Source organism: Haloarcula salina (assembly GCF_010119195.1).
Taxonomy (GTDB): domain Archaea; phylum Halobacteriota; class Halobacteria; order Halobacteriales; family Haloarculaceae; genus Haloarcula; species Haloarcula salina.
In genome coordinates this window covers 568,234-588,633 of sequence record NZ_WRXL01000001.1, presented here as the reverse complement: position 1 = coordinate 588,633, position 20,400 = coordinate 568,234, and the positions used below count along the sequence as shown (strand labels likewise).

Sequence of the window (20,400 nt, the reverse complement as noted above, 5' to 3'; positions counted from 1 at the left end):
ACTCGGTAGGCACATGCAGATCGGCTCGCGTCGGTGCGTACTCAACCCCGTCAGCGGCGACGGCGAACACGCCGACTACGTCCCCAGGCTCATGCGGGCGCGCGGCTTCGAGGTCCGGGAGACGGCGGGGCCCGGGGACGCGCTTGCGCTCGGCCGCGAGGCGGGCCGGGACGGCGTGTCCGAACTGGCGGTCTGTGGCGGCGACGGGACCATCAACGAGGTCGTCCGCGGCCTGCACGACACCGGCCACCTCTCGGACGTGACGCTGAGCGTCGTGCCCGCCGGGACCGCGAACCTCCTCGCCGGGAACGTCGGGATCACGGACACCGAGCACGGCGTCGAGGTGGCCGACACCGGCGAGAAACGGTCCGTGGACGTGGGGATGGCCGGCGACGAGCCGTTTCTCGTCTCCTGTATCGCGGGCCTGCCGGCCGACGCCAGCGTCTCGACCTCCGGCGAGCTCAAGGAGCGCTTTGGCACCCTCGCGTTTTTCATCACCGGCGTTCAGGAGACGCTGCGCTTCGACGGGCTCGACATCGACATCGAGGCCGTCGGCGAAGACGGGCCGTTCACCTGGTCGGGGACGGCGACCTGTCTGCTGGTGGGCAACGCCCGGAAGTTCGTGGGCGAGGGCGGCCAGGGCGACATGGAGGACGGGCTGCTCGACGTGGCGGTCGTCGAGCAGATGCCCGCCGGGAACCTCGTCGCGGAGGCCATCGGCCAGCGCCTGCTGGCGCTCGACACCGAGGGCGTGACCCACGTCCGCGCGAACGAGATCTCGGTCGACGGCGACGGCGACGAACTGACGTTCAGCCGCGACGGCGAACTCAGCACCCACGAGTCGCTGACGCTGTCGGTGCGCGAGCGCGGGCTCACGCTCCGGGTGGGAGCGGGCTACGAGCCGAATCCGGAGTGACGCGTCGGCCCGTCCGGCGAGCGACGGCGGTCGGAGCGAGTCGTCCCGCGAAATCACCCGACGCCGTCCCCCCGACGTTTTTGTCTCCGTCCGTCGAGAGACTGGTATGGCCCCGCTCTCGACGGGCGCGCTCGTGGTCTTCGCGCTCGTCGCCGCCGCGCTGACGCTGTTCGTCACCGAGTGGCTACCGCCGGACATGACGGCCGTCGCCGTCCTCGTCGCGCTGGTCGTCCTGGAACCGTACACCGGCGTCCCGGCGCGGTCGGCAATCGAGGGGTTCGCCAGCCCGGCGGTCGTCACGATCGTCGCGATGTACATCCTCAGCGCCGGCGTCGAGTCGGCCGGCGTCGTCGACTGGCTGGCAGCCAGACTGGCCGCGCTGACCGGCGGCGACGAGCGGCGCTTGCTGACCGCCATCGTGGGCACGACGGGCGTCAGCGCGGGCTTCGTCAACAACACGCCGGTGGTCGCCGTCTTCATTCCCCTCGTCACCGGCCTCTCGGAGCGGTACGGCATCTCGCCGTCGAACCTGCTGTTGCCGCTCTCCTTCGCCGCGATGCTCGGCGGGACGCTCACGCTGGTCGGCACCGCGACGAACCTCCTCGCCAGCGACCTCTCGGCGCAGTTGCTCGGTCGGCCGTTCTCGATGTTCACGCTGACGCCCGTCGGCGTCGTCGTCCTCGCCGTCGGCGTGGCCTACCTGCTGACGGTCGGCCGGGCGCTCGTCCCCGAGCGGATCCACCCGGCGGCCGACTTCACCGAGGAGTTCGACATGGACCGTCACCTCGCGCAGTTGCGGGTGCGCGAGGCGTCGCCGCTGGTCGGATTGACGGTGCAGGAAGCGCTCGAAGGCGGTGTCCCCGACGAGGTCGTCGAGGCGGTCGAGGAGGTGGCCGGCGCAGGGGAGTCACTGCCGACCGACGCCACCGTCGAAGAGGTCATCGCCGCGAGCGACCCGCTCGACATCGACGTGCTCCAGATCGACCGCGACGGCGAGTCGTTCTTCGCGACGGCCACCGACCGCCCGCTCGAAGCCGGCGACGTGCTGACGGTCCGGGGCAACCGCCAGGCCGTCAATCGGTTCGCCCAGACGCTCGACCTGCGAGACCTCGCCCGCGAGTCCGTCACCGCCGATCTCCTGGCGGAGAGCGGCCATCCGGGCGTCCTCGCGGAGGCCGTCATCGACAGGGAGTCGCGCCTTCGCGGGCGGACGCTCGCCGACGTGCAACTGCGAAGCCGGTTCGACGTGACGGTCCTCGCCGTCCGTCGCGGCGACGAGATCATCCACGACGACCTCGCGGCGGTCGAACTGTCCGCCGGCGACCTGCTCTTGCTCCAGACGCCCCTCGACGAGGTGGGCCACCTGCAGGACGAGGGCTATCTGACCCTGACCGAGGGACCGCCGGAACTGTTCGAGGCGCTCGACGGCGGTCCACCGTCGCTCGACGCCGCTGCGGCGGTCCCGCTCGCGACCCTGCTCGGTGTCATCGCACTCGCGGCGCTGGACCTGCTCCCCATCTACATCGCCGCGCTGGGCGGCGTCGTCGCCACGGTGGCGACCGGGACGCTGAGCGCGTCGAGGGCCTACGACGCGGTGAGCTGGAACGTCGTGTTCCTGCTGGCCGGCCTGCTCCCGCTCGGTCAGGCGATGCAGGCCACCGGCGGGGCGGCGTTCGTCGGCGGCCTCCTCGTCGACGCCGCCGGCGTCCTCCCGCCGCTCGCGCTGCTGGCGCTGGTGTACCTGCTGACGGCCGTCCTCGCGAGCGTCATCACCCCGGCGGCGACCGTCGTCCTGATGGTCCCGATCGCCGTCGCCACCGCCGCCGAGATCGGCGTCGCCGGGTTCCCGTTCCTCGCCGTCGTGACGTTCGCGGTCGCGACGGCGTTCCTGACGCCAATCGGCTACCAGACGAACCTGATGGTGTACGGGCCCGGCGGCTATCGCTTCACCGACTTCGCGCGCGTCGGCGCGCCGCTCCAGTTGCTCCTGTGCGTCGTCACGACGCTCTCGGTATCGGTCGTCTGGCCGCTGTGAAAAACCCGATCGACGCCGGCTGTCGTCCGGCTACTTCTCGTCTTCTTTCAGTTCGTCCAGTTCGGCCTCGACCTCGCTCTCGTCCACGTCGACCTGCGTGGACTCGTCGGCCAGCTCCTGTTCGAGGTCGGACTCCGAGACGCTCTCGGCGTCGGTCGACCCGCCGTCGGCCTCGCCTTTCCCCATCTCGGCCTTCAGCGTGTCGAGTTCGGCGTCGATCGACCCCTGCTGCTGGACGTCTTCCAGTTCGCGCTCCAGCGAGCTCTTATCGGAGAGCTGGTCTTCGAGGACGCCGTCCTCGCGGAGTTCGTCCATCGCCTGCGCGCGGGCCTCCATGTCCTCCGTGCGCTCCTCGGCGCGCTCGATGGCCTGATTGACGTCCGCCATCTCGTCGCCGGCCCCGGTCATCGCCTCGTTGACGCGCGCGGACGCCTTCGCGGCCTCGTGGCGGGCCTTCATCGTCTCCTTCTTGGTGCGGAACTGCTCGATCTGCTTCTGGAGCTCGTCTTTCTGCTCGACCAGCGTGTCCTGCTGGGACTGGAGGTCCGAGATCTGACTCTCCAGTTCCTCGATCTGGGTCATCTTCTGTTTCTTCTTCTCGAGGGCCTGGCGCGCGAGGTCCTCGCGGTCCTGCTCGACCGCCTGCCGGGCCTGTTCGTTGTGCTTCTCGACGTTCTCTTCGAGGCGGCGCTTCTGGATCTCCAGTCGCTTCTTCTGGGTCGTCAGGTCCGCGATGCCCTGTTTGACGTCCTGGAGTTCGTTCCGCAACTGCTCGTAACTGTAGTCGAGGGTCTCTGTCGGGTCCTCCGCTCTGTTCAGGACGGCGTTGAGCTTCGAGCGGATGACGTACGACGCGCGCGAGAGGATTCCCATAGTACGGCATAGGGGTCGCCTGCCTTAAATTTCTTACAGCGGTGCGTCAGATAGTTTCGGTGTGCGCCCGGCGGCCCACACCGCTGGCCAGCCGACTGCCGGTCGCCGGACCTTTTTCATGGGCCGTGGTAGACAGCCGTATGGCTCCCGTCGGGATTCCGGGCGGCCGTTCGGTCACGGGAACGCTCGACCGGGGCGACTCGGACGCCGTGGTCGTCGCCTGCCCGCCCCACCCCCAGTACGGCGGCTCGCGCTCTGACCGGCGGCTCCGGGCCGTCAGCGACGCCGTCGCCCCCGACATCGGCTGTCTCCGCTTCGACTACGGTCCCTGGGACGAGGGTCGGGGAGAGCGCGTCGACACCGAGAACGCGCTCCGGTGGGCGAGCGAGCGCTACGACGCCGTCGGGCTGTTCGGCTACAGTTTCGGCGCGGCGGTGGCGCTCTGTGCGGCCGCCGAAGTCGATCCCGCGGCGCGGCCGGCGGCCCTCTCGGTGCTCGCCCCGCCGGCGCGCGAGACCGACGCCCTCGACGCCGTGGGCGCGCTCGACGAACTCGGCTGCCCGGTGCAGGTCGTCGTCGGGGAGCGCGACGACACCGTCGACTGGCGACCTGTCGCAGAGCGCGCCGCCGCGCTGGGCCATCCGGTCGAGCGCCTGCCGGCCGACCATCACTTCCTCGGGCAGGCGGACCGCGTCGGCGAAGTCGTCGGGCCGTTCCTCCGCCAGCGGCTGTGACCGCGGCGGGGTCACTGCCACACCCGGCAACGGCGCACTTCCAGTCAGTTTCGGGCCGCGTGTGTCAGGACAGAACACTTATCGGGTATCTGGTGGACTCTCCGGTATGGCCGTCCTCCAGGCCCTCCGAGACGCAGTCGAAACGCTCCAGCGAAATCCGGTCCTGTTCGTGGCCGCAGCCCTCTACGGCCTCGCACAGGCACCCGGGTTACTCCTACAGGTCGCCGGAAATCCCCTCCTCAACATCGCCTCGTCGGGGTACAACTTCCTGTTCTACCTGATCATGCCCTTTTTCCTCGGCGGAATGATCTCGATGGCGCGCGAGGGGCTCTCCGGACCGACCGATCTGTCCCGGCTCTGGAGCGGCGGAAAGACGCACTACCTGCAAATCCTCGTCGTCGTGCTCCTCGGGCTGGTGGTGTACTTCGTCGTCGGCTTCGGGATGTTCATGCTGGTCATCGCGCTCGTGCTCGCGCTGGGTGCGAACCTCGGGAACGTGCTGGCCGGGCACGGCGCGGGGCTCGGCGGGGTGTCGATGGCAGCCGTCGCGCTCATCGGCGTCCTCGTCCTGGTGTTCGCGCTGGTCATCCTCGCGGTGCTGTTCCTGCTGCAGTTCTACGCCCACGCCATCGTGGTCGACGACGCCGACGCGGTCGGCTCGCTGAAGCGGAGCTACGCGGTCGCCCGCGGGAACGTCGTCTCGGTGCTGGGATACGACCTGCTGGCGACCGTCCTCGGAGTACTCATCGTCGCAATCCCGTTCGCGTTCGTCTTCGTAATCGCGGACGGCTTCGCCGGACTGTCGACCGCGTCCTGGTCCGTCCGACTCGCCTACGTCGCGCTCACCGTCGTCATGTCGGCCGTCTCCGGGGCCTTCGGACTGACGTTCTCCACCGCGTTCTACGTCCGACTGACCGGTGGGAACGCCGGATTCGGCGGCGGGTCCAGCGGCGGCCTGTGAGTTCCGCCGGCCTGGCCGTCGGACCCGAATCGAAAGCCAACAGGGGCGCGTGCCCGTAGCGCCGGGCATGGCACGCCCACTCGCCTACGCGGCAGTCGCGTTCGCCGCCAGTCTCGCGACCATGCTGGCGCTCATGGCCACGACGACGCTCGTCGCCGGCGGGCCGCTCAGAGCGGTCGTCCTCGCGATAGCGGCCGGCCTCGGCACGTACCTCGCCGTCAGGTCTGGCGTCCTCGAACCGTGATCGAAGGTAAATTTATATTATATAATGAATAATATCAGAGTATGTCGACACAGCCGCGAACGGCGGTCGCACGGTCGACGCGCCACGGCGTCGTCTCCCTCCTCGGAGGCTTCGTCGCCGGATACCTGCTGTTCATCGCCGTCGGGTCCCCGCCCGGTGACGCGCTGTTCTCGGCGCTCTCGCTCGCGGTGCTCGTGACGGCCTGGCGCACGCTCACGCGGTCGTCGCTGTCTCCGCGCTGACAGTGCGACGGGGTGGCGAAGATGGCACGCTCCGAAACCGTTTAGACCACGCGGGGTTCACCGTCGGTATGCCGACCGAACCCGAAACGGACTACGACCCGGAACTGGGTCGGAAGTTCATCTTCGTAACCGGCGGCGTGATGTCTGGCCTGGGGAAGGGCATCACCGCCGCCAGCACAGGTCGCTTGCTCAAGAACGCCGGGTTCGACGTGACAGCGGTCAAGATCGACCCGTATCTCAACGTCGACGCCGGTACGATGAATCCGTTTCAGCACGGCGAGGTGTACGTGCTGAAAGACGGCGGGGAGGTCGACCTCGACCTGGGGAACTACGAGCGGTTCCTCGACATCGACATGACGTTCGACCACAACGTCACGACGGGCAAGACCTACCAGCACGTCATCGAGAAGGAACGCGCCGGCGACTACCTCGGTCGCACGGTCCAGATCATCCCGCACATCACCGACGACATCAAGCGGCGCATCCGCGAGGCCGCCGAGGGCAACGACGTCTGTATCATCGAAGTCGGCGGCACCGTCGGCGACATCGAGGGGATGCCCTATCTCGAGGCCCTGCGTCAGTTCGCCCACGAGGAGGACGAGGACGACATTCTCTTTACTCACGTCACGCTCGTTCCCTACTCGAAGAACGGCGAGCAGAAGACCAAGCCGACCCAGCACTCCGTGAAGGAACTGCGCTCCATCGGCCTCCAGCCGGACATCCTCGTGGGTCGCTGCTCGGACAAGCTCGACATCGACACCAAGGAGAAGATCGCGCTGTTCTGTGACGTTCCGACGGAGGCGGTCTTTTCGAACCCCGACGTCGATGACATCTACCACGTGCCGCTGATGGTCGAAGAGGAGGGCCTCGACGAGTACGTGATGGAACGGCTCGACATCGCCGACGAGGCGCTGCCCGAGGCCGAGCGCGAGAACCGCTGGCGCGACCTCGTCACCCAGCAGACCGAGGGCGAGGTCGACGTGGCGCTGGTGGGCAAGTACGACCTCGAAGACGCCTACATGTCCGTCCACGAGGCGCTGAAACACGCCGGCCTGGAGAAGAACGTCGACGTGAACGTCCAGTGGGTCAACTCCGAGAAGATGAGCGACCACCACGCCGACCGGATGCGCGAGGCCGACGCCGTCGTCGTCCCCGGCGGGTTCGGCGCGCGCGGGACCGAGGGCAAGATCGAGGCCATCCGCTACGCCCGCGAGAACGACGTGCCGTTCCTCGGCCTCTGTCTCGGCTTCCAGATGGCCGTCGTCGAGTACGCCCGGAACGTCCTCGACCTGGCGGGCGCACACTCCGCCGAACTCGACGCGGACACGCCCCACCCCGTCATCGACATCCTCCCCGAGCAGTACGAGATCGAGGACATGGGCGGGACGATGCGACTCGGTGCTCACGAGACCGACATCGACGCCGGCACGCTCGCCGCGGCGCTGTACGGCGGCGAGTCCTGCACCGAGCGCCACCGCCACCGCTACGAGGTCAACCCCGAGTACATCGACGACCTGGAGGACGCCGGCATGGTGTTCTCCGGTCGCGCCGGCAACCGCATGGAGATCCTCGAACTCGCGCCCGACGACCACCCCTACTTCATCGGGACGCAGTTCCACCCCGAGTTCCGCTCGCGCCCGACCCGCGCCAGCCCGCCGTTCGTCGGCCTGCTCGAGGCCGTCATCGGCGAGGACGCCCACGCCGCGACGACCGAGGAGGTGAGCCACTGATGGTGGACGTCGACGAGTTCATCGAGGAGGCGAAAGCCGAGATCGCCGAGGAGATCGGCGACAGGCACGCCGTCATCGGGCTGTCGGGCGGCGTCGACTCCTCGACCGCCGCCGCGCTGGCCTACGAGGCCATCGGCGACCAGCTCACCGCCGTCTACGTCGACACCGGGCTGATGCGCAAGGGCGAGACCGACGAGATCCGCGAGACGTTCGACTACATGGACTCGCTGCGCATCGTCGAGGCGCAGGACCGCTTCCTCGACGAGCTCGAGGGCGAGACCGACCCCGAGGAGAAGCGCCACATCATCGGCGAGCAGTTCATCCGGGAGTTCGAGACGGTCGCCCGCGAGGTCGACGCCGACTACCTCGTCCAGGGGACCATCTACCCCGACCGCATCGAGAGCGAGGGGACGATCAAGTCCCACCACAACGTCGGCGGCCTGCCCGAGCGCATCGACTTCGACGGCATCGTCGAACCGATGCGGGACCTCTACAAGGACGAGGTGCGGGAAGTGGCCCGCGCCCTCGACTTAGAGGAGATCATCTCCGAGCGGATGCCGTTCCCCGGCCCCGGACTCGCGGTCCGCATCATCGGCGAGGTCACCGAGGAGAAACTCGAAGTCGCTCGCGAGGCCAACCACGTCGTCGAGGAGGAACTGGAGGAGTACGAGCCGTGGCAGGCGCTGGCCGCCGTCATCGGCAAGGCCACGGGGGTCAAGGGCGACAACCGCGTCCACGGCTGGGTCGTCGCCGTCCGCTCCGTCGAGAGCCGGGACGGCATGACCGCCCGGGCGCAGGAACTCGACTGGGACACCCTCCAGCGCATGCAGTCGCGCATCACCGGGGCCCACGAGAACGTCGCCCGCGTCGTCTACGACGTGACCCACAAACCGCCCGCGACCATCGAGTACGAATGAAGGTCGTCCTCGTCGGGACGGATCCCAACGGACTGACGGACGCGCTCGACGCCGAGGGCCACGCGGTGACGGTGGCCGACGTCGGCAACCGACCGGGCCTGGAGGAGGCCGGCGTCCACGACGCCGACGTGTACCTCCTGACGGAGATGGAGCAGGCCACCTCCATCGCCGTCGCCAAGGACCTCAACCCCGACCTCCGGGTCGTCGTCTACGCGGAGGGCTCGCTGCCCGACTTCGCCAGCCGGCAGGCCGACCTCGTGGTCGACCCGAACCTGCTGGACCCCGAGGCCGTCGCCGAGGAACTCGACTGATCACAGCGTCGCCGCCAAGCGGCCGAGTCGCTCGGACCCACCGCGCTGGAAGGGGACGCCGTGGCCCGGCACGGCGATTTCGACGGCCGGCGCGCGCTCGCTGAACGCCGCGACGCTTCGCGCCGCCTCGTCGGTGTCGTAGCTCAACAGCCACGGCGAGGGCTCGAAGCGCCCGCCGTCTTCGCTCACCATGTCGCCGAGCAGTGCGAGCGAGTGGCGCTCGCTGACGTAGGAGACGTGGCCCGGCGTGTGACCGGGCGTCTCGTAGGCGGTGAAGCTCCCGACGGTGTCGCCGTCGGCAAGCGTCACGACGGGATTGTCCGGCGCGTCGAGGAACGACGAGGCGAGGCGCTGGAACGCCCCCTTGTGGTTCGAAAGCGGCGGGTCGCGCTCGCCGGTGACCAGCGGCGCGTCCCGCTCGCCGACGTAGACGGTCACGTCGATGCCGTCGAAGGCGGGCAGCCCGCCGACGTGGTCGAAATCGAAGTGCGTGAGGAGGATTCTGTCGAGGTCGCGGAGTTCGAACCCGGCGTCGGCGAGGCCGGCGATGAGCGCGTTGCCGTGCCAGGGCATCCCCGCGTCCACGAGCGTCAGGTCGCCGCCGTCGTCGACGAGGGCCGCGTTGACTCCCCGGAGGTCGTACCACCAGACGGCGTCAGCGAGCGCCGTTACCATGCGACGGCGTAGGGACGCGGCCGACAAAACGGTTGGTCACTCGCTCCGCGGCCGCTCTCAGTCCAGACGCGCCCTGCCGGTCCGGCGCACGTCCCGTTCGAGCCGGTCGGCGTAGTCGAGTCGCAGGTCGCGGGCTTCCTCGGGCGAGACCGGCTCTCGGCCGTCGATGTCGCGCGAGACGGGGTCGTAGGCGTCCACGTCGAAGCCCATCCGGTCGAGGTAGGCGCGCACCTCGGCGTCGGCCGTTCCCTCCCGAATCGCGTCGTCGACGTAGCCGAGGACGGCGTCGAACTCCGGGAGGACGACCTCGCGCTCGCTCACCCGGCCGGTGTCGCCGTCGATGCGGACGTCGGTGCCGCGGAGCCCGCCGACGAAATCGGTCACGTCGTCGGCCAACTGGACGACCTGGCTCGGGAGCGCGGTGTCGGGCGAGCGCCACTCGACGGTGCCGAACTCCGCTCTGAGCTGTACCGGCGTCCAGACGGCGCTCTCCGGCTCGAAGTTCGCTTCGACGGTGTGGCGGTCGATGCCCGCGTCGACGGCCGCGGTCACGAAGTCCTCGTAGCGCCGTTCGAGCCGCCGGTTCCACTCGGCCTCGTCTGCCACGTAGGACCACAGCCACCCCTGGTGCGGGACGGAGTTGTACGCCATCCAGCGGTACAGCTTCGAGCGCGCCCCGTCGGCGATTCGCTGGCCCCGGAAGTACGGCGAGGACGAGATCAGCGCGAGCGCGGGGTCGATGGCGACCAGCGCGTTCAACTGGTCGACCGCGCGGCCGGGGTGTTGCTCGACGTGGATGTGCGTGCCGGCGCAGTGGCGGACGTACTCGAAGTCCTCGCCCACGACGCAGTTCTGGACGCGCGTCCGGTCGCTCGGCAGTTCCCGGATCTCGTCGGCGTGGATCGGTGTCGCGAGCGGGACGAGTCGCTTCCCCAGGTCGTCGGCCAGTTCCAGGACGGCTCGGATCCGTCCGAACAGTTCCTCGCGGAGGTCGGCCGTCGTCTCGCACGGTGTGGTCTTGACCTCCAGCACCGGCTCGACGAACTCCCGCTCGGCTCCCGGTGTCGCCTGGACGAGAGGCCCCGGGGGTACCAGCCGACCGTCCTCGTCTATCACCCAGTACTCGACCTCGACGCTCTGTCGTATCGGCTCGGATTCGTGTACAGACACGGTATCCACGGTGCGGTTTCGTCGGTGTGTGCTTTCCACCCGAGACTATTGATACCACACCACAGTCGTCGTCGGGCGAGCGGACTCATGATAGTTTCGCGTGTCGCAAAATTTGCTCCGGGCCGCCGCGGTCGTGTTCGGCGATGGCATCGCGAAGGTAGTTCGGGAGCGCGGCGGCCGTCGCCTGTCTCCATTCCGTATCAGGGTATTCCGGGGCTACCGACCGTCGTCCGCTCGCGACGCCAGTGGGCCGAACCGCGCCACGCACGTCCGTAACCGGTGACTATCCGCTGAACGGTTTCCCGGTATTAAGCCGGCCAGCGAGCCATACGCACCGTCTCTCGCGAGACAGGAGCACAACGCATGCGACACAGCACTCGGCGGCGGGAACGGATCGACGACCGACAGCCCGGACCACTGGAGCGAGGCGGATGAGCGACGTTTCGGGCGTATTCGTCTCACTGACGACCGGCTCGGGGCGGTACGAGGGGACCGACGACCACGTGTACCTCGGCGTCTGCGGGACCGTCGGCGGGCGGGAGTTCGCCCTCGACGTGGCGGACTTCGACGACTGGGAGGAGGGGAGCGTCGTCACCTACTCCTTCGGGCAGTACGCGGACTTCTACGGCGGAAAGGAGCCGGCGACGGCGGCCGAACAACTGGATCGCATGACCGTCTGCATGCCGAACGTCACGCACGTCTACCTGCGCAAGCAGGGCGACCGGACCTCGCGGGGCGACGACTTCTGGGAGCTGTCGTCGTGTCGGGTCCACCTCCACACGCGTTCGAGCACGCGGATATTCGAATCGACCGGGTCGGCCCGCCTCGGCAACGAGTACGGACACAAGGTCTGGCTGGCCGAGAGCGGCGACGAGTACGTCGACATGCGGATGGTCGACGAGGGCGACACGGACTGCGACCCGGCGTAGCGGCTCCCGGCCGTCGGACGACCGCGGGCACAGCGGTCGCTGGAGTGCCGAAGCGCTCGGTCGGTTCGGTGGCCTGACGAGCGCGCCGTCGTTACGCTTCGAGAATCGTGCCGCCCGCACCGACCGCGATTGCGGGGTCCCCCCGGACCACCGCTTTCAGGTTCTGGCCGGTCGGCGTCTGTGCCTGTGTCCAGTCGCCGCCGTCGAGCGCGTACAGCTTGCCGCCGCTACCGACCGTGTAGCCGCTGTCGTCGCCGTCGGAGACCTCCACGTCACGCAGTCCGGCGTCGCCGGTGTCGGCCGGCGTCCACGTCGACCCGTTCCAGTGGAACGCCATGCCGCCACCGCCCGACACCCACACGTCGTCCGGCCCGTCGGAATCGACGCCGTAGAAGTCGACGTTCGCGTCTGCCAGTCCGATCTCCTCCCACGTCGCCCCGTCGTCGGTGGCGAACACCGACTTGTTGCCGTCGACGATGTGACCCGATCGCCGCCCGTGAAAGTCGACGGCGGTGATCGCCGAGCCGGACCCCGGGGTGGTGTACTCCCACGTGCCGCTCGCGCCGTTCTCGAAGGAGGAGTACACTTTCCCTGAGTCGCCGGCGACGGAGACGGTGGCCTCGCCGGCCGCACCGGTCACGGCCACGTCGTTGAAGTTGTTCGTCGCGTCCATCGGGGCGCTGTGGTCGGTCACCACGCCCGTCTCCACGTCGTACTCGCCGACGGCCCCGGACGAGCCGACGAACCAGAGCCGCTTCCCGTCGTCGGTCACGTCAGCGCCGTAGAGGCTGTGGCCGTTGCCGGTCGGGCCGCCGCCGAGGATCTTCGTCCAGCCGGTCTCGGTCCGCTCGAGGACGATACCGCCGCCGGCCACCGCGTACGCGCCGGCCGTCGTGTCCTCGACGTCGTGGAGCGTGTTGCCGGTCGGAGACTCGACGGCCGTCCACGTCTCGGTCGCCGTGGCGGTCCCGGCGAGCGCCGCGCCGCCGAGCGCCGTCGCAACTGTCGCGCCGATGCCTTCGAGCACGCCGCGTCGAGTCGCCTCGCGTTCGGACATGGCATCGAGCGCTGGGGACCGATGGCACTTCAATGGGTGCCGCAGTTAACGTGCATTTGCGCCGTTTTGTTCGTTTACGCCGACGATTCGCCGACGCAACGGGGCTGAGGACCGGAAACTCCCGGTCGGCCGTTTCCGCGGCTAAATCGGGTGTTAAATCCGGGCAAACGACACAAGACTGATACGGTCGCCCCTCTCCGGCGGTTTCACTGCAGTGCGGCGACGATGTCGCTGGCCTCTGGCGCGATGATCTCCTCGACGGCAAGGCCGGCCGCGTCGGGGTCCGCCGGGAGACAGAACACCGGCGTGCCGTCGGCGATGCCGGCCGTCGCCCGGACGGTGATGACGCTCGTCCCCATCTGTTCGAACAGGAGGCTTCGGTACACCTCCTCGAAGCCGGGCAGCGCCTTCTCGAACAGCGGGTGGACCGCTTCGAGGGTAGCCTCGGACGGCGCGATCCCGATTCCGCCGGCGGTGACGACGGCGTCCACGTCCGCGCGCCCGACGAGGGTGTCGACGGCCTGCTGGATGCCGTCGTAGTCCCCGCGCAGGCGCTCGCGGGCCGTGACCGCGTGCCCGCCGGTTTCGAGCGCCGTTTCCAGGCGCTCGGACGTCGAGTCGCCGCTCTCCTCGGTCGCCGTCCCGACCGTGACGACGGCGACGTCGACGGACTGGCTACGGTCGGTCCCGACCGCCGAGGCGGGGCCGGTGCCCCCCTTGCTCGTCGCGGGTCCGCCGCCGGTCGCGGTCGGCTCTGTCGCGTCCGCCCCGGTGGCCGACGCGTCGGCGTCGGTGGCGTCCTCCGCGTCCGGCGCGACTGCCGCTTCGTCCCCACGGGCGGCGTCGTCCGCGAGCGGGTCCCGGTCCGCTCCAGCCTCGTCGTCACGGGCGGCATCGTCCACCGTTTCCGTGGCGGCGTTTTCGTCGCTCGCACCGTCTGTGGACGTCTCCGACTCGATGGTCTGTTCGGGGGATTCGGCCGTCTCGTCGTCTGTCTCCGAGGCCCCGTCATCGTCCTCGCTCTCGTCCTCGTCGTCAGTCGGGCCCCGGCGCGTGTCCCGAGACTGAAAGTCGACCATACCGACAGATGTGTCGCCGCGGGTAAATAGGCCTAGAGCCACTGGAACTGCGACGCCAGATCTGGGATCTGAGTTCGATAGATTTATCCGAGAAACTAGGGAAATAAAAATCATGGTGGGGGCCTATCACCTCGTTTGTCACGAGTGTCCGTTCGAAGGGCTGTTCGACGACCGCGCGACCGCCGAGCGGGAGCGAGCGGCACACGAATCGACGACCGATCACCAGACGACCCTGCTCGACATCTCTGAGCCGGAACCCGCCGGTACGCCGGGTCCTTCTTGACGACGAGACCGCCAGCGTTTTGCGCGTGCTTCCCTCACGCCGAGCCATGACGACTCGCTCGCACACCGGTCCGTCCGCCCCGTCGGCGCGCGGAGGTGCCGCTCGATGACGCCAGACGAGTCCGCGCCGGCCGACGCGGACGGCGGCTACGTTCACCGGCCGGAGGGAGACGCCGACGCGTCGCCCGACGCCGGGACCGACGCGGAGTTCGGGACGAGCGGGTGGGCTCTCGTCGGGATGCTCGTCGTCGCATTCCTGATCGTTCCGGGCGCGATCTTGCTGCTACCGGCCGCTCAGGGCATCATCCGTGCTCTCGGGCTCACGCTCCGGGACGCGTACCTCACGCTACCGCTTATTCCCGCGTTCGCCCTCGGCGCGTTCGCGGTCTGGTCGGCGCTTCGTTCCCACGCCGAGTGAGCGAGAACAGTTATATCTGGGACTGCATTACTACGGAAACGAATGGTCACGACGCCGCTCGCAGTCGTCTTGCTGGCCGGCGTCGTCGGCATGGCCGTCGCCTTTCTCGTGTGGCTCCACCGCGACCGACCGGGAGCCGGCCCGCTGGCGGCGTTCGTCGTCGCGGCGAGCCTCTGGGCGGTGGCGTACGGGATCGAACTCGCGATGCCGGGCCTGGAGGGCATGATTCGGCTCCTCCAGGTGCAACTGACGCTCTCGGTCGTCATCCCGGTCGCGTGGCTCGCGACCGTCGTCGAGTACACCGGCCACCCGAACTGGCTCACGCGGCGACGCGTGGCCCTCTTGCTCGTCGAGCCGGCCCTGTTCGTGACGCTCGTCTGGTCGAACGAGGCCCACGACCTCGTCTGGACAGCGACCGAGACGCGGTACCTCTCGTCGGCGGCGGTGGCGCTCGATCCCGCGTACGGAATCGCCTACTGGGGACACCTGTCGTACATGCTGGTGCTGGTGCTGGCCGGCGGCTTGTTGCTCCTGCGCGTGATGGTGGGGTCGAATCAGCTGTTTCGCGGACAGGTGCTCGCGCTGCTGGTCGCCATCGGCGTCCCGACGGTCGTCCAGTCGCTGTTCGTCCTCGGCGTGTTGCCTGTCGACTTCGATCCGACGAGTCTCAGTTACGTCGCTTCCGGCGTCGTCCTCTCGGTTGCGATCTTGCGGACCAAGCTGCTGGACGTCGCGCCGGTGACGCGGGAACTCGGCCGCGAGGCCATCTTCACGGAACTCGACGACCAGGTGGTGATCGTCGACGAACAACTCCGCGTCGTCGACGTAAACGGGGCCGCAGTAGCCCTGTTCGAGCGCGATCAGGACGCGCTGCTGGGACGACCGCTGTCCGAGGAACTCCCGCGACTCGCCGAGACCGTCCCGGAACCCGGTCAGCGCGCGCAGACAGAGATGGCCCTCGAACGTGACGGCGCCCTCCGGTACTACGACGTTCGCGTAACGCCGCTGTACCGGGCCTACGGGGTCGTCTCCGGGCATCTCATCAGCCTGCGAGACATCACCGAGCGCCGCCAGCGCGAACAGCGCCTCGACGTGCTGAACCGATTGCTGCGCCACGACATCCGCAACGAGATGAACGTCGTGCAAGGGAACGCCGACATGCTCAGGGACACCGCCGGCTCCGAGGAGCGCGAGCGGATCCAGCGCATCATCCGCACCGTCGACGGTATCGTCGACCGGAGCAACAAGATCGGTCGCGTCACGGAAGCCTTAGAGAGCGAGCACCACCGCCCGATGCGACTCCGGTCGCTGCTGGAGCCGGTCGTCGAGGAGGCGCGCGACAGCTACCCGGATGCGACGATTTCGCTCTCGTGTGACCGCGACGTCTGGATCGAGGGCGGCCCGTCGATCATCATCGCCTTCGAGGAACTGATCGAGAACGCGGCCGAACACGGCGCGGCCGGCGACGGGACCGTGACGGTCGAGATAACCGTCGAGCGGAGGGCCGACACGCCGGGCGTCGCCGTCCGGGTCAGCGACGACGGTCCCGGGATCGCCGCCCACGAGCGGGAGGTCATCCGTTCGGGAACCGAGACGCCGCTGAAACACGGCTCCGGCGTCGGGCTCTGGCTCGTCAACTGGATCGTCCGGAACCTGGGCGGTCGGATGGCCTTCACCGACGGCGATCAGCCGGGAACGACGGTCGAACTGCAGGTGCCGGCAGCCGATCCCGAGACGGCCGAGGACGGGACGATCCGGGCGGACGACGACTGACTCCGCTATCGCTCCTCGTCGCGTCGCATCGCGATCTCGAACCACGGACAGAGGCGGAGCTGGCGGTAGTACTCCGGGTGTTCGCGGAGCCGGTCGTAGGGGACCCACAGCAGGCCGTCGACCTCCTCGGGGTTCGGGTCGAGCGCGGTGTCGGTCAGCGTCGCCTGCAGGACCGCACACACCTCCCACTCCAGGCCGGCGTTCTCGTAGTAGCGCTTGTACTCGAACCGGTCGGTCACGCGGAGATCGCGGTACTGGGCGGGCGTGATCCCGAGTTCCTCTTCGAGCCGCTCCTCGGTGGCCTCGACCTGCGTCTGGCCCTGGACGGGGTGGGAGGCGACGGTGCCGTCCCAGTGTGTGTCCCAGAGGCGCTTGTTCGCGGCGCGCTGGGCCAGCAGAATCCGGTCGTTCTCGTCGAACAGCAGCGCCGTGAACGCGCGGTGGCGGACGCCGTCGCCGGTGTGGGCCTCCAGTCGGTTGACGAGCCCCTCCTCGTTGTCGTCGGCGTCGACGGCGATGACCTCCTGCCGGGCGTTTTTGTGCGTCTCGTCGACCGCGTCGTTGCTCATATGTCCACCATCTCACGGAGGTGAGTATTACGCCCTTCGACTTCCCGTCAGCGCGCCAGGCGGTCGGTGACGAACTCCTTCAGGATCTTCTCCTCGGCCCGGTGGAGCGTTTCGCTGCAGGTCGATTTCGCGATGCCGACGCGGTCGGCCAGTTCGGTCAGCGAGCAGTCCCGCGGGGTGTCGTAGTATCCGGCGTCGATGGCCGCCTCGACGAGTTCGAGCTGGCTCTCGGTCAGGAGCTGCTCGGATTCGAGGTGCTGCTGGATGCGGTCCACGTTGAAGGGGATGCCGAACTCCTCCAGTTGCTCGCCGAGCTCCGAGAGCCGTTCCTGGGGCGCGGAGATCTCCCAGACCGCCTGTCCGTCCGAGAGGGTAAAGGGCATCTCCAGCGGGATGCCAGACCCCTGCACCGGGAACAGCAACAGCGGCATCGAGGTCTCGAACTGTATCAGCGCGCGGTCGTCGCGGTGGGAGAGGATCTCCATCGACGTGACGGAGTCCCGACTCTCGATGTCCCGCAGGACCGCCGGGAGGTCCGCCGAGGTCACCTCGGCGAGCCCGACCCCGGAGTCCTCGCCGGGGAGCGCGGCCAGGATCCGGAAGGCCGCGTCGTCGTAGGTCCGCGACACGTCGCCGATCCAGATCTCCTCGGGTATCGTGAGGGTGAGTTCAGCGTGTGGCATCTGTCTATCCGAATATATTCGCCCCGGTCCCGCGGCCGTGTTGCCGAACATGTTCGGTTTCGTCGGCGCGATAGATGAACCTTGCGCATGGGTGGCAAGGGCGGGACACTAGTCGCGGACGGGGCGACCGCGACCAACGGAACGCAGGCCGACCGCGACCAAGAGCGCCGGTCCGAACACGTGCGGTCGTGGCGAACGCTTATTCCGTCGGGCGAACGCCATCCGGTATGGAGCGCGTCTCGCTGACCCGGACGGTCGACGCCGACCCGGACACGGTAATCGACCGCATCACCGACGTGGAGCCGTTCATGCGGGCCGCGGGCTTCGACGACGTGACGGTCGAGGGCGACACCGTCGTCATCCAGAACCACGTCGGCCTGTTCCAGATCGAACTGGTGGTCGAACTGATCGAGACCGACGCCGTACTGACCTACGAGCAGCGGGAGGGCATCTTCGAGTCGATGGTCACCGACTACACCGTTGAGGCCGTCGACGGGGGGACAGAGGTGACGGCGACCACGGAGTACACGGCGCTCGATCTCCCGGTCCTCGGGACGATGATCGACTCGACCATCGTCTCGCGCCAGCGCAGCAAGGAACTGAACCGCCAGTTCGACTGGCTCGACGAGCAGGTGCAGGGATAAACCCCCGAACATCTGCGGGAGCAGACCGAGGGGTCCGGGCCGACTACGGTCGCCCATGAGCCGCGTCCACGAGAACGTCCCACCGGTCACCGACGCCGTCCACGACAACTCCTGGTCGGCGAACCTGGAAACGCCCGAACACGCCGAAGACCGGTCGCTGGTCGTCGCACAGGCGGTCGACGCCGTCGAGAAGACGACGGCGGGCAACCACGTCAACCTAGTGAGTCACGCCGCCCACGGCCACCCCGAGACGTACCTGTTCGACGCGCTCGAGGACCGCTTCGGCGACGCCGTCACCGCCGAGTACGTCGACCAGTGCGGCTGTGGCGGCCACGTCACCCGCGTCCACGTCCGTCGGGAGGCGTAGATGCGCGGGAAACTCGACCTGGACCGGCGGCCGCTGGTCCTCATCTGGGAGCTCACGCAGGCCTGCGAACTGGCGTGCAAGCACTGCCGGGCCGACGCCCAGCCCCGTCGTCACCCCGACGAGCTCTCGACCGCCGAGGGGAAGGCCCTCCTCGATCAGGCCCGCGAGTTCGGCGAGGGCCAGCTGGTCGTGCTCTCCGGCGGGGATCCGCTCGCCCGCGAGGACGTGTCCGAGCTGATCGAGTACGGGACCGGGCAGGGCCTCCGGATGACGCTGACGCCCAGCGGGACGGCCTCGCTCACGCGGGAGCGGCTGGCCGACCTCGACGACGCCGGCCTCCGGCGGTTGGCGCTGTCGGTCGACGGCGGCGACCGGGCAGCCCACGACGCCTTCCGCGGTGAGGACGGCAGTTTCGAGGCGACGATGGCGGCCGCCGAGGCGGCCCGCGACCTCGGCGTGCCGCTGCAGATCAACACCACCGTCTGCGCCGAGACGGTCGAGCAACTCCCGGCGATCCGCGACCTCGTCGACGACCTCGGCGCGGTGCTGTGGTCCGTCTTCTTCCTCGTCCCAGTCGGCCGCGGCCGTGTGCTGACCCCCATCGACCCCGACCGGGCCGAGCGTGTCATGTCGTGGCTCCACGAGGTCAGCGAGGACGCCGGGTTCGGCGTCAAGACGACTGAAGCGCCCCACTACCGGCGCGTGGCGCTGGAGGAGAGCGACGACGACGGCGACTTCCGCCGGCGGCTCGGCATCCGCGCCGGCAAGGGGTTCGCCTTCGTCAGCCACACCGGCGAGGTGTTCCCCTCCGGGTTCCTCCCGCAATCGGCGGGGAGCGTCCCCGACGAGAGCGTCGTCGACATCTACCGCGACTCGGACCTGTTCCGCCGGCTCAGAGACGACGACGCGCTGACGGGCAAGTGCGGGGCCTGCGAGTATCGCGCCGTCTGCGGCGGCAGCCGGTCGCGCGCCTACGCGGCGACCGGCGACCCGCTGGCCGCTGATCCGTTGTGTGGCTACGAGCCGGCGGGCTACGACGGGCCCGTCCCCGACCAGCACCCGGCGGATTGAGGGGCTTTTTCACTCCGTGGGAATCCGCCACGTGCGTTTTGTAGGCCTGACGGGAACTATCGAACATGAGTGACTCGGGCATCAGAGTGGAACTATCGGTCGACTCCCCCGGCGCGTGCCCGGTGGCGAGCGTCTCCGAGGAGGCCGGGACGGCGATGACGGACGTGGCCAGGAGCAGTCCGGACGCGGACGGGCGAGTCATCGAGGAGTTCACCGCGGCGGACGACGACGGCGAGACGGCACTCGACGATCGGTCGGACCTCGACGAGGTGTTCGTCACGGGCAACGGGACGCGGTACCAGTTCACCCGGACGCGGACCGACTGCGTCTGCGAGGCGGTCGAGCGCTTCGAGTGCCCTGTCGCCGACATCCGCGCCGAGGGCGGACAGCTCCAGATGACGTTTCACGCGCCGGACATCGACCGCGTCCGCGCTATCGTCACCCGTCTGAAGGAGCTGTACGACGGCGTCTCGCTCCGGTCGATGCGCCAGAACGGCTCGGTCGATCCGGTCGACTCGATCCTGGTCGACCGGAGCACGCTCACCGACCGCCAGCGCGAGGTGCTGGAGACGGCCGTCGAGATGGGCTACTTCGAGTATCCGAAGGGGGCGAACGCCGGCGACGTGGCGACGGAACTCGACATCTCGGTGTCGACGTTCGCGGAGCACCTCGCGGCGGCCCAGACGAAGCTGCTCGACAGCATCGTCGAGGCGTAGCCCG

The 20,400-nt window shown here is 68.8% G+C and carries 24 protein-coding genes; 17 read left to right on the top strand and 7 right to left on the bottom strand.

What is annotated here, in order from left to right:
• Nucleotides 1-13 precede the first annotated feature (13 nt).
• Both GM656_RS03095 and GM656_RS03090 read left to right on the top strand, forming a co-directional pair.
• Nucleotides 14-916, top strand: coding sequence for a diacylglycerol/lipid kinase family protein (locus GM656_RS03095; RefSeq protein ID WP_162412184.1), 903 nt, complete (start codon nt 14-16; stop codon nt 914-916).
• A gap of 106 nt (nt 917-1,022) precedes the next feature.
• Nucleotides 1,023-2,951, top strand: coding sequence for an SLC13 family permease (locus GM656_RS03090; RefSeq protein ID WP_162412183.1), 1,929 nt, complete (start codon nt 1,023-1,025; stop codon nt 2,949-2,951).
• A 30-nt stretch (nt 2,952-2,981) separates the two neighbouring features.
• Here GM656_RS03090 and GM656_RS03085 read toward each other — a convergent pair whose 3' ends face one another.
• Nucleotides 2,982-3,824, bottom strand: coding sequence for a PspA/IM30 family protein (locus GM656_RS03085; protein WP_162412182.1), 843 nt, complete (start codon nt 3,822-3,824; stop codon nt 2,982-2,984).
• A gap of 140 nt (nt 3,825-3,964) precedes the next feature.
• Between GM656_RS03085 and GM656_RS03080 the strand changes: the two genes are divergently transcribed.
• From GM656_RS03080 to GM656_RS03055, 7 genes are all read left to right on the top strand, one after another.
• Nucleotides 3,965-4,558, top strand: coding sequence for an alpha/beta hydrolase (locus GM656_RS03080; RefSeq protein ID WP_162412181.1), 594 nt, complete (start codon nt 3,965-3,967; stop codon nt 4,556-4,558).
• Nucleotides 4,559-4,664: 106 nt separating this feature from the next.
• On the top strand, nt 4,665-5,519 hold the full coding sequence (locus GM656_RS03075; protein ID WP_162412180.1) for a DUF7847 domain-containing protein: 855 nt from the start codon (nt 4,665-4,667) through the stop codon (nt 5,517-5,519).
• A gap of 67 nt (nt 5,520-5,586) precedes the next feature.
• On the top strand, nt 5,587-5,763 hold the full coding sequence (locus GM656_RS18995; protein ID WP_174242923.1) for a hypothetical protein: 177 nt from the start codon (nt 5,587-5,589) through the stop codon (nt 5,761-5,763).
• Nucleotides 5,764-5,804: 41 nt separating this feature from the next.
• On the top strand, nt 5,805-6,005 hold the full coding sequence (locus GM656_RS03070) for a hypothetical protein (protein ID WP_162412179.1): 201 nt from the start codon (nt 5,805-5,807) through the stop codon (nt 6,003-6,005).
• A gap of 68 nt (nt 6,006-6,073) precedes the next feature.
• Nucleotides 6,074-7,735, top strand: coding sequence for a CTP synthase (locus tag GM656_RS03065; protein WP_162412178.1), 1,662 nt, complete (start codon nt 6,074-6,076; stop codon nt 7,733-7,735).
• Nucleotides 7,735-8,652, top strand: coding sequence for a glutamine-hydrolyzing GMP synthase (guaA, locus tag GM656_RS03060; protein WP_162412177.1), 918 nt, complete (start codon nt 7,735-7,737; stop codon nt 8,650-8,652). Before GM656_RS03065 ends, guaA begins: the two co-directional genes overlap by 1 nt.
• Complete coding sequence (locus tag GM656_RS03055; protein WP_162412176.1) at nt 8,649-8,963, top strand: DUF7126 family protein; 315 nt, start codon at nt 8,649-8,651, stop codon at nt 8,961-8,963. Before guaA ends, GM656_RS03055 begins: the two co-directional genes overlap by 4 nt.
• Here the strand turns inward: GM656_RS03055 and GM656_RS03050 are convergent, their stop codons facing one another.
• A complete protein-coding gene (locus GM656_RS03050) occupies nt 8,964-9,638 on the bottom strand; it encodes an MBL fold metallo-hydrolase (RefSeq protein ID WP_162412175.1) in 675 nt (224 codons plus the stop codon).
• Between the two features lie 57 nt (nt 9,639-9,695).
• Nucleotides 9,696-10,808, bottom strand: coding sequence for a glutamate-cysteine ligase family protein (locus GM656_RS03045; protein ID WP_162412174.1), 1,113 nt, complete (start codon nt 10,806-10,808; stop codon nt 9,696-9,698).
• 431 nt (nt 10,809-11,239) lie between these two features.
• On the opposite strand from GM656_RS03045, the gene GM656_RS03040 reads away from it, so the two are divergent.
• On the top strand, nt 11,240-11,737 hold the full coding sequence (locus tag GM656_RS03040) for a hypothetical protein (RefSeq protein WP_162412173.1): 498 nt from the start codon (nt 11,240-11,242) through the stop codon (nt 11,735-11,737).
• 91 nt (nt 11,738-11,828) lie between these two features.
• Here the strand turns inward: GM656_RS03040 and GM656_RS03035 are convergent, their stop codons facing one another.
• The gene (locus GM656_RS03035) at nt 11,829-12,794 is read right to left on the bottom strand and encodes a sialidase family protein (protein ID WP_162412172.1); all 966 of its coding nucleotides are present in this window, start codon (nt 12,792-12,794) and stop codon (nt 11,829-11,831) included.
• A 206-nt stretch (nt 12,795-13,000) separates the two neighbouring features.
• Entirely contained in the window at nt 13,001-13,873 is an 873-nt protein-coding gene (locus tag GM656_RS03030; protein ID WP_162412171.1) for a MogA/MoaB family molybdenum cofactor biosynthesis protein, read from the bottom strand.
• A gap of 112 nt (nt 13,874-13,985) precedes the next feature.
• Between GM656_RS03030 and GM656_RS03025 the strand changes: the two genes are divergently transcribed.
• The 3 genes from GM656_RS03025 (at nt 13,986) to GM656_RS03015 (ending at nt 16,346) form a co-directional block, all read left to right on the top strand.
• Nucleotides 13,986-14,156 (top strand): hypothetical protein, encoded by a 171-nt coding sequence (locus tag GM656_RS03025; RefSeq protein ID WP_162412170.1) that lies wholly within the window; start codon nt 13,986-13,988, stop codon nt 14,154-14,156.
• A 105-nt stretch (nt 14,157-14,261) separates the two neighbouring features.
• Entirely contained in the window at nt 14,262-14,573 is a 312-nt protein-coding gene (locus GM656_RS03020) for a hypothetical protein (protein ID WP_162412169.1), read from the top strand.
• 42 nt (nt 14,574-14,615) lie between these two features.
• Nucleotides 14,616-16,346, top strand: coding sequence for a sensor histidine kinase (locus tag GM656_RS03015; protein WP_162412168.1), 1,731 nt, complete (start codon nt 14,616-14,618; stop codon nt 16,344-16,346).
• A 5-nt stretch (nt 16,347-16,351) separates the two neighbouring features.
• Here GM656_RS03015 and GM656_RS03010 read toward each other — a convergent pair whose 3' ends face one another.
• Nucleotides 16,352-16,915 carry an isopentenyl-diphosphate Delta-isomerase gene (locus tag GM656_RS03010; protein ID WP_162412167.1) on the bottom strand — a complete coding sequence of 188 codons (564 nt, stop codon included), beginning with the start codon at nt 16,913-16,915 and terminating at the stop codon, nt 16,352-16,354.
• Nucleotides 16,916-16,962: 47 nt separating this feature from the next.
• The gene (locus GM656_RS03005) at nt 16,963-17,598 is read right to left on the bottom strand and encodes a helix-turn-helix domain-containing protein (protein WP_162412166.1); all 636 of its coding nucleotides are present in this window, start codon (nt 17,596-17,598) and stop codon (nt 16,963-16,965) included.
• A 227-nt stretch (nt 17,599-17,825) separates the two neighbouring features.
• On the opposite strand from GM656_RS03005, the gene GM656_RS03000 reads away from it, so the two are divergent.
• The 4 genes from GM656_RS03000 (at nt 17,826) to GM656_RS02985 (ending at nt 20,396) form a co-directional block, all read left to right on the top strand.
• Nucleotides 17,826-18,242: an SRPBCC family protein gene (locus GM656_RS03000; RefSeq protein ID WP_174242922.1), complete on the top strand. Its 417-nt coding sequence runs from the start codon at nt 17,826-17,828 to the stop codon at nt 18,240-18,242.
• Between the two features lie 55 nt (nt 18,243-18,297).
• The gene (locus tag GM656_RS02995) at nt 18,298-18,609 is read left to right on the top strand and encodes a CGCGG family putative rSAM-modified RiPP protein (protein WP_162412164.1); all 312 of its coding nucleotides are present in this window, start codon (nt 18,298-18,300) and stop codon (nt 18,607-18,609) included.
• Nucleotides 18,610-19,680: a radical SAM protein gene (locus GM656_RS02990; RefSeq protein WP_162412163.1), complete on the top strand. Its 1,071-nt coding sequence runs from the start codon at nt 18,610-18,612 to the stop codon at nt 19,678-19,680.
• A 65-nt stretch (nt 19,681-19,745) separates the two neighbouring features.
• Nucleotides 19,746-20,396, top strand: coding sequence for a helix-turn-helix domain-containing protein (locus GM656_RS02985; protein WP_162412162.1), 651 nt, complete (start codon nt 19,746-19,748; stop codon nt 20,394-20,396).
• Nucleotides 20,397-20,400 lie beyond the last annotated feature (4 nt).

Coding starts and splice junctions, on each gene's coding strand:
- GM656_RS02995 (WP_162412164.1), top strand. CDS start 18,298: ATGAGCCGCGTCCACGAGAACGTCCCACCGGTCACCGACGCCGTCCAC.
- GM656_RS03070 (WP_162412179.1), top strand. CDS start 5,805: ATGTCGACACAGCCGCGAACGGCGGTCGCACGGTCGACGCGCCACGGC.
- guaA (WP_162412177.1), top strand. CDS start 7,735: ATGGTGGACGTCGACGAGTTCATCGAGGAGGCGAAAGCCGAGATCGCC.
- GM656_RS03050 (WP_162412175.1), bottom strand. CDS start 9,638: ATGGTAACGGCGCTCGCTGACGCCGTCTGGTGGTACGACCTCCGGGGA.
- GM656_RS03055 (WP_162412176.1), top strand. CDS start 8,649: ATGAAGGTCGTCCTCGTCGGGACGGATCCCAACGGACTGACGGACGCG.
- GM656_RS03025 (WP_162412170.1), top strand. CDS start 13,986: ATGGTGGGGGCCTATCACCTCGTTTGTCACGAGTGTCCGTTCGAAGGG.
- GM656_RS03095 (WP_162412184.1), top strand. CDS start 14: ATGCAGATCGGCTCGCGTCGGTGCGTACTCAACCCCGTCAGCGGCGAC.
- GM656_RS03005 (WP_162412166.1), bottom strand. CDS start 17,598: ATGCCACACGCTGAACTCACCCTCACGATACCCGAGGAGATCTGGATC.
- GM656_RS03090 (WP_162412183.1), top strand. CDS start 1,023: ATGGCCCCGCTCTCGACGGGCGCGCTCGTGGTCTTCGCGCTCGTCGCC.
- GM656_RS02990 (WP_162412163.1), top strand. CDS start 18,610: ATGCGCGGGAAACTCGACCTGGACCGGCGGCCGCTGGTCCTCATCTGG.
- GM656_RS18995 (WP_174242923.1), top strand. CDS start 5,587: ATGGCACGCCCACTCGCCTACGCGGCAGTCGCGTTCGCCGCCAGTCTC.
- GM656_RS03040 (WP_162412173.1), top strand. CDS start 11,240: ATGAGCGACGTTTCGGGCGTATTCGTCTCACTGACGACCGGCTCGGGG.
- GM656_RS03080 (WP_162412181.1), top strand. CDS start 3,965: ATGGCTCCCGTCGGGATTCCGGGCGGCCGTTCGGTCACGGGAACGCTC.
- GM656_RS03000 (WP_174242922.1), top strand. CDS start 17,826: ATGGAGCGCGTCTCGCTGACCCGGACGGTCGACGCCGACCCGGACACG.
- GM656_RS03065 (WP_162412178.1), top strand. CDS start 6,074: ATGCCGACCGAACCCGAAACGGACTACGACCCGGAACTGGGTCGGAAG.
- GM656_RS03085 (WP_162412182.1), bottom strand. CDS start 3,824: ATGGGAATCCTCTCGCGCGCGTCGTACGTCATCCGCTCGAAGCTCAAC.
- GM656_RS03015 (WP_162412168.1), top strand. CDS start 14,616: ATGGTCACGACGCCGCTCGCAGTCGTCTTGCTGGCCGGCGTCGTCGGC.
- GM656_RS02985 (WP_162412162.1), top strand. CDS start 19,746: ATGAGTGACTCGGGCATCAGAGTGGAACTATCGGTCGACTCCCCCGGC.
- GM656_RS03035 (WP_162412172.1), bottom strand. CDS start 12,794: ATGTCCGAACGCGAGGCGACTCGACGCGGCGTGCTCGAAGGCATCGGC.
- GM656_RS03010 (WP_162412167.1), bottom strand. CDS start 16,915: ATGAGCAACGACGCGGTCGACGAGACGCACAAAAACGCCCGGCAGGAG.
- GM656_RS03030 (WP_162412171.1), bottom strand. CDS start 13,873: ATGGTCGACTTTCAGTCTCGGGACACGCGCCGGGGCCCGACTGACGAC.
- GM656_RS03075 (WP_162412180.1), top strand. CDS start 4,665: ATGGCCGTCCTCCAGGCCCTCCGAGACGCAGTCGAAACGCTCCAGCGA.
- GM656_RS03020 (WP_162412169.1), top strand. CDS start 14,262: ATGACGCCAGACGAGTCCGCGCCGGCCGACGCGGACGGCGGCTACGTT.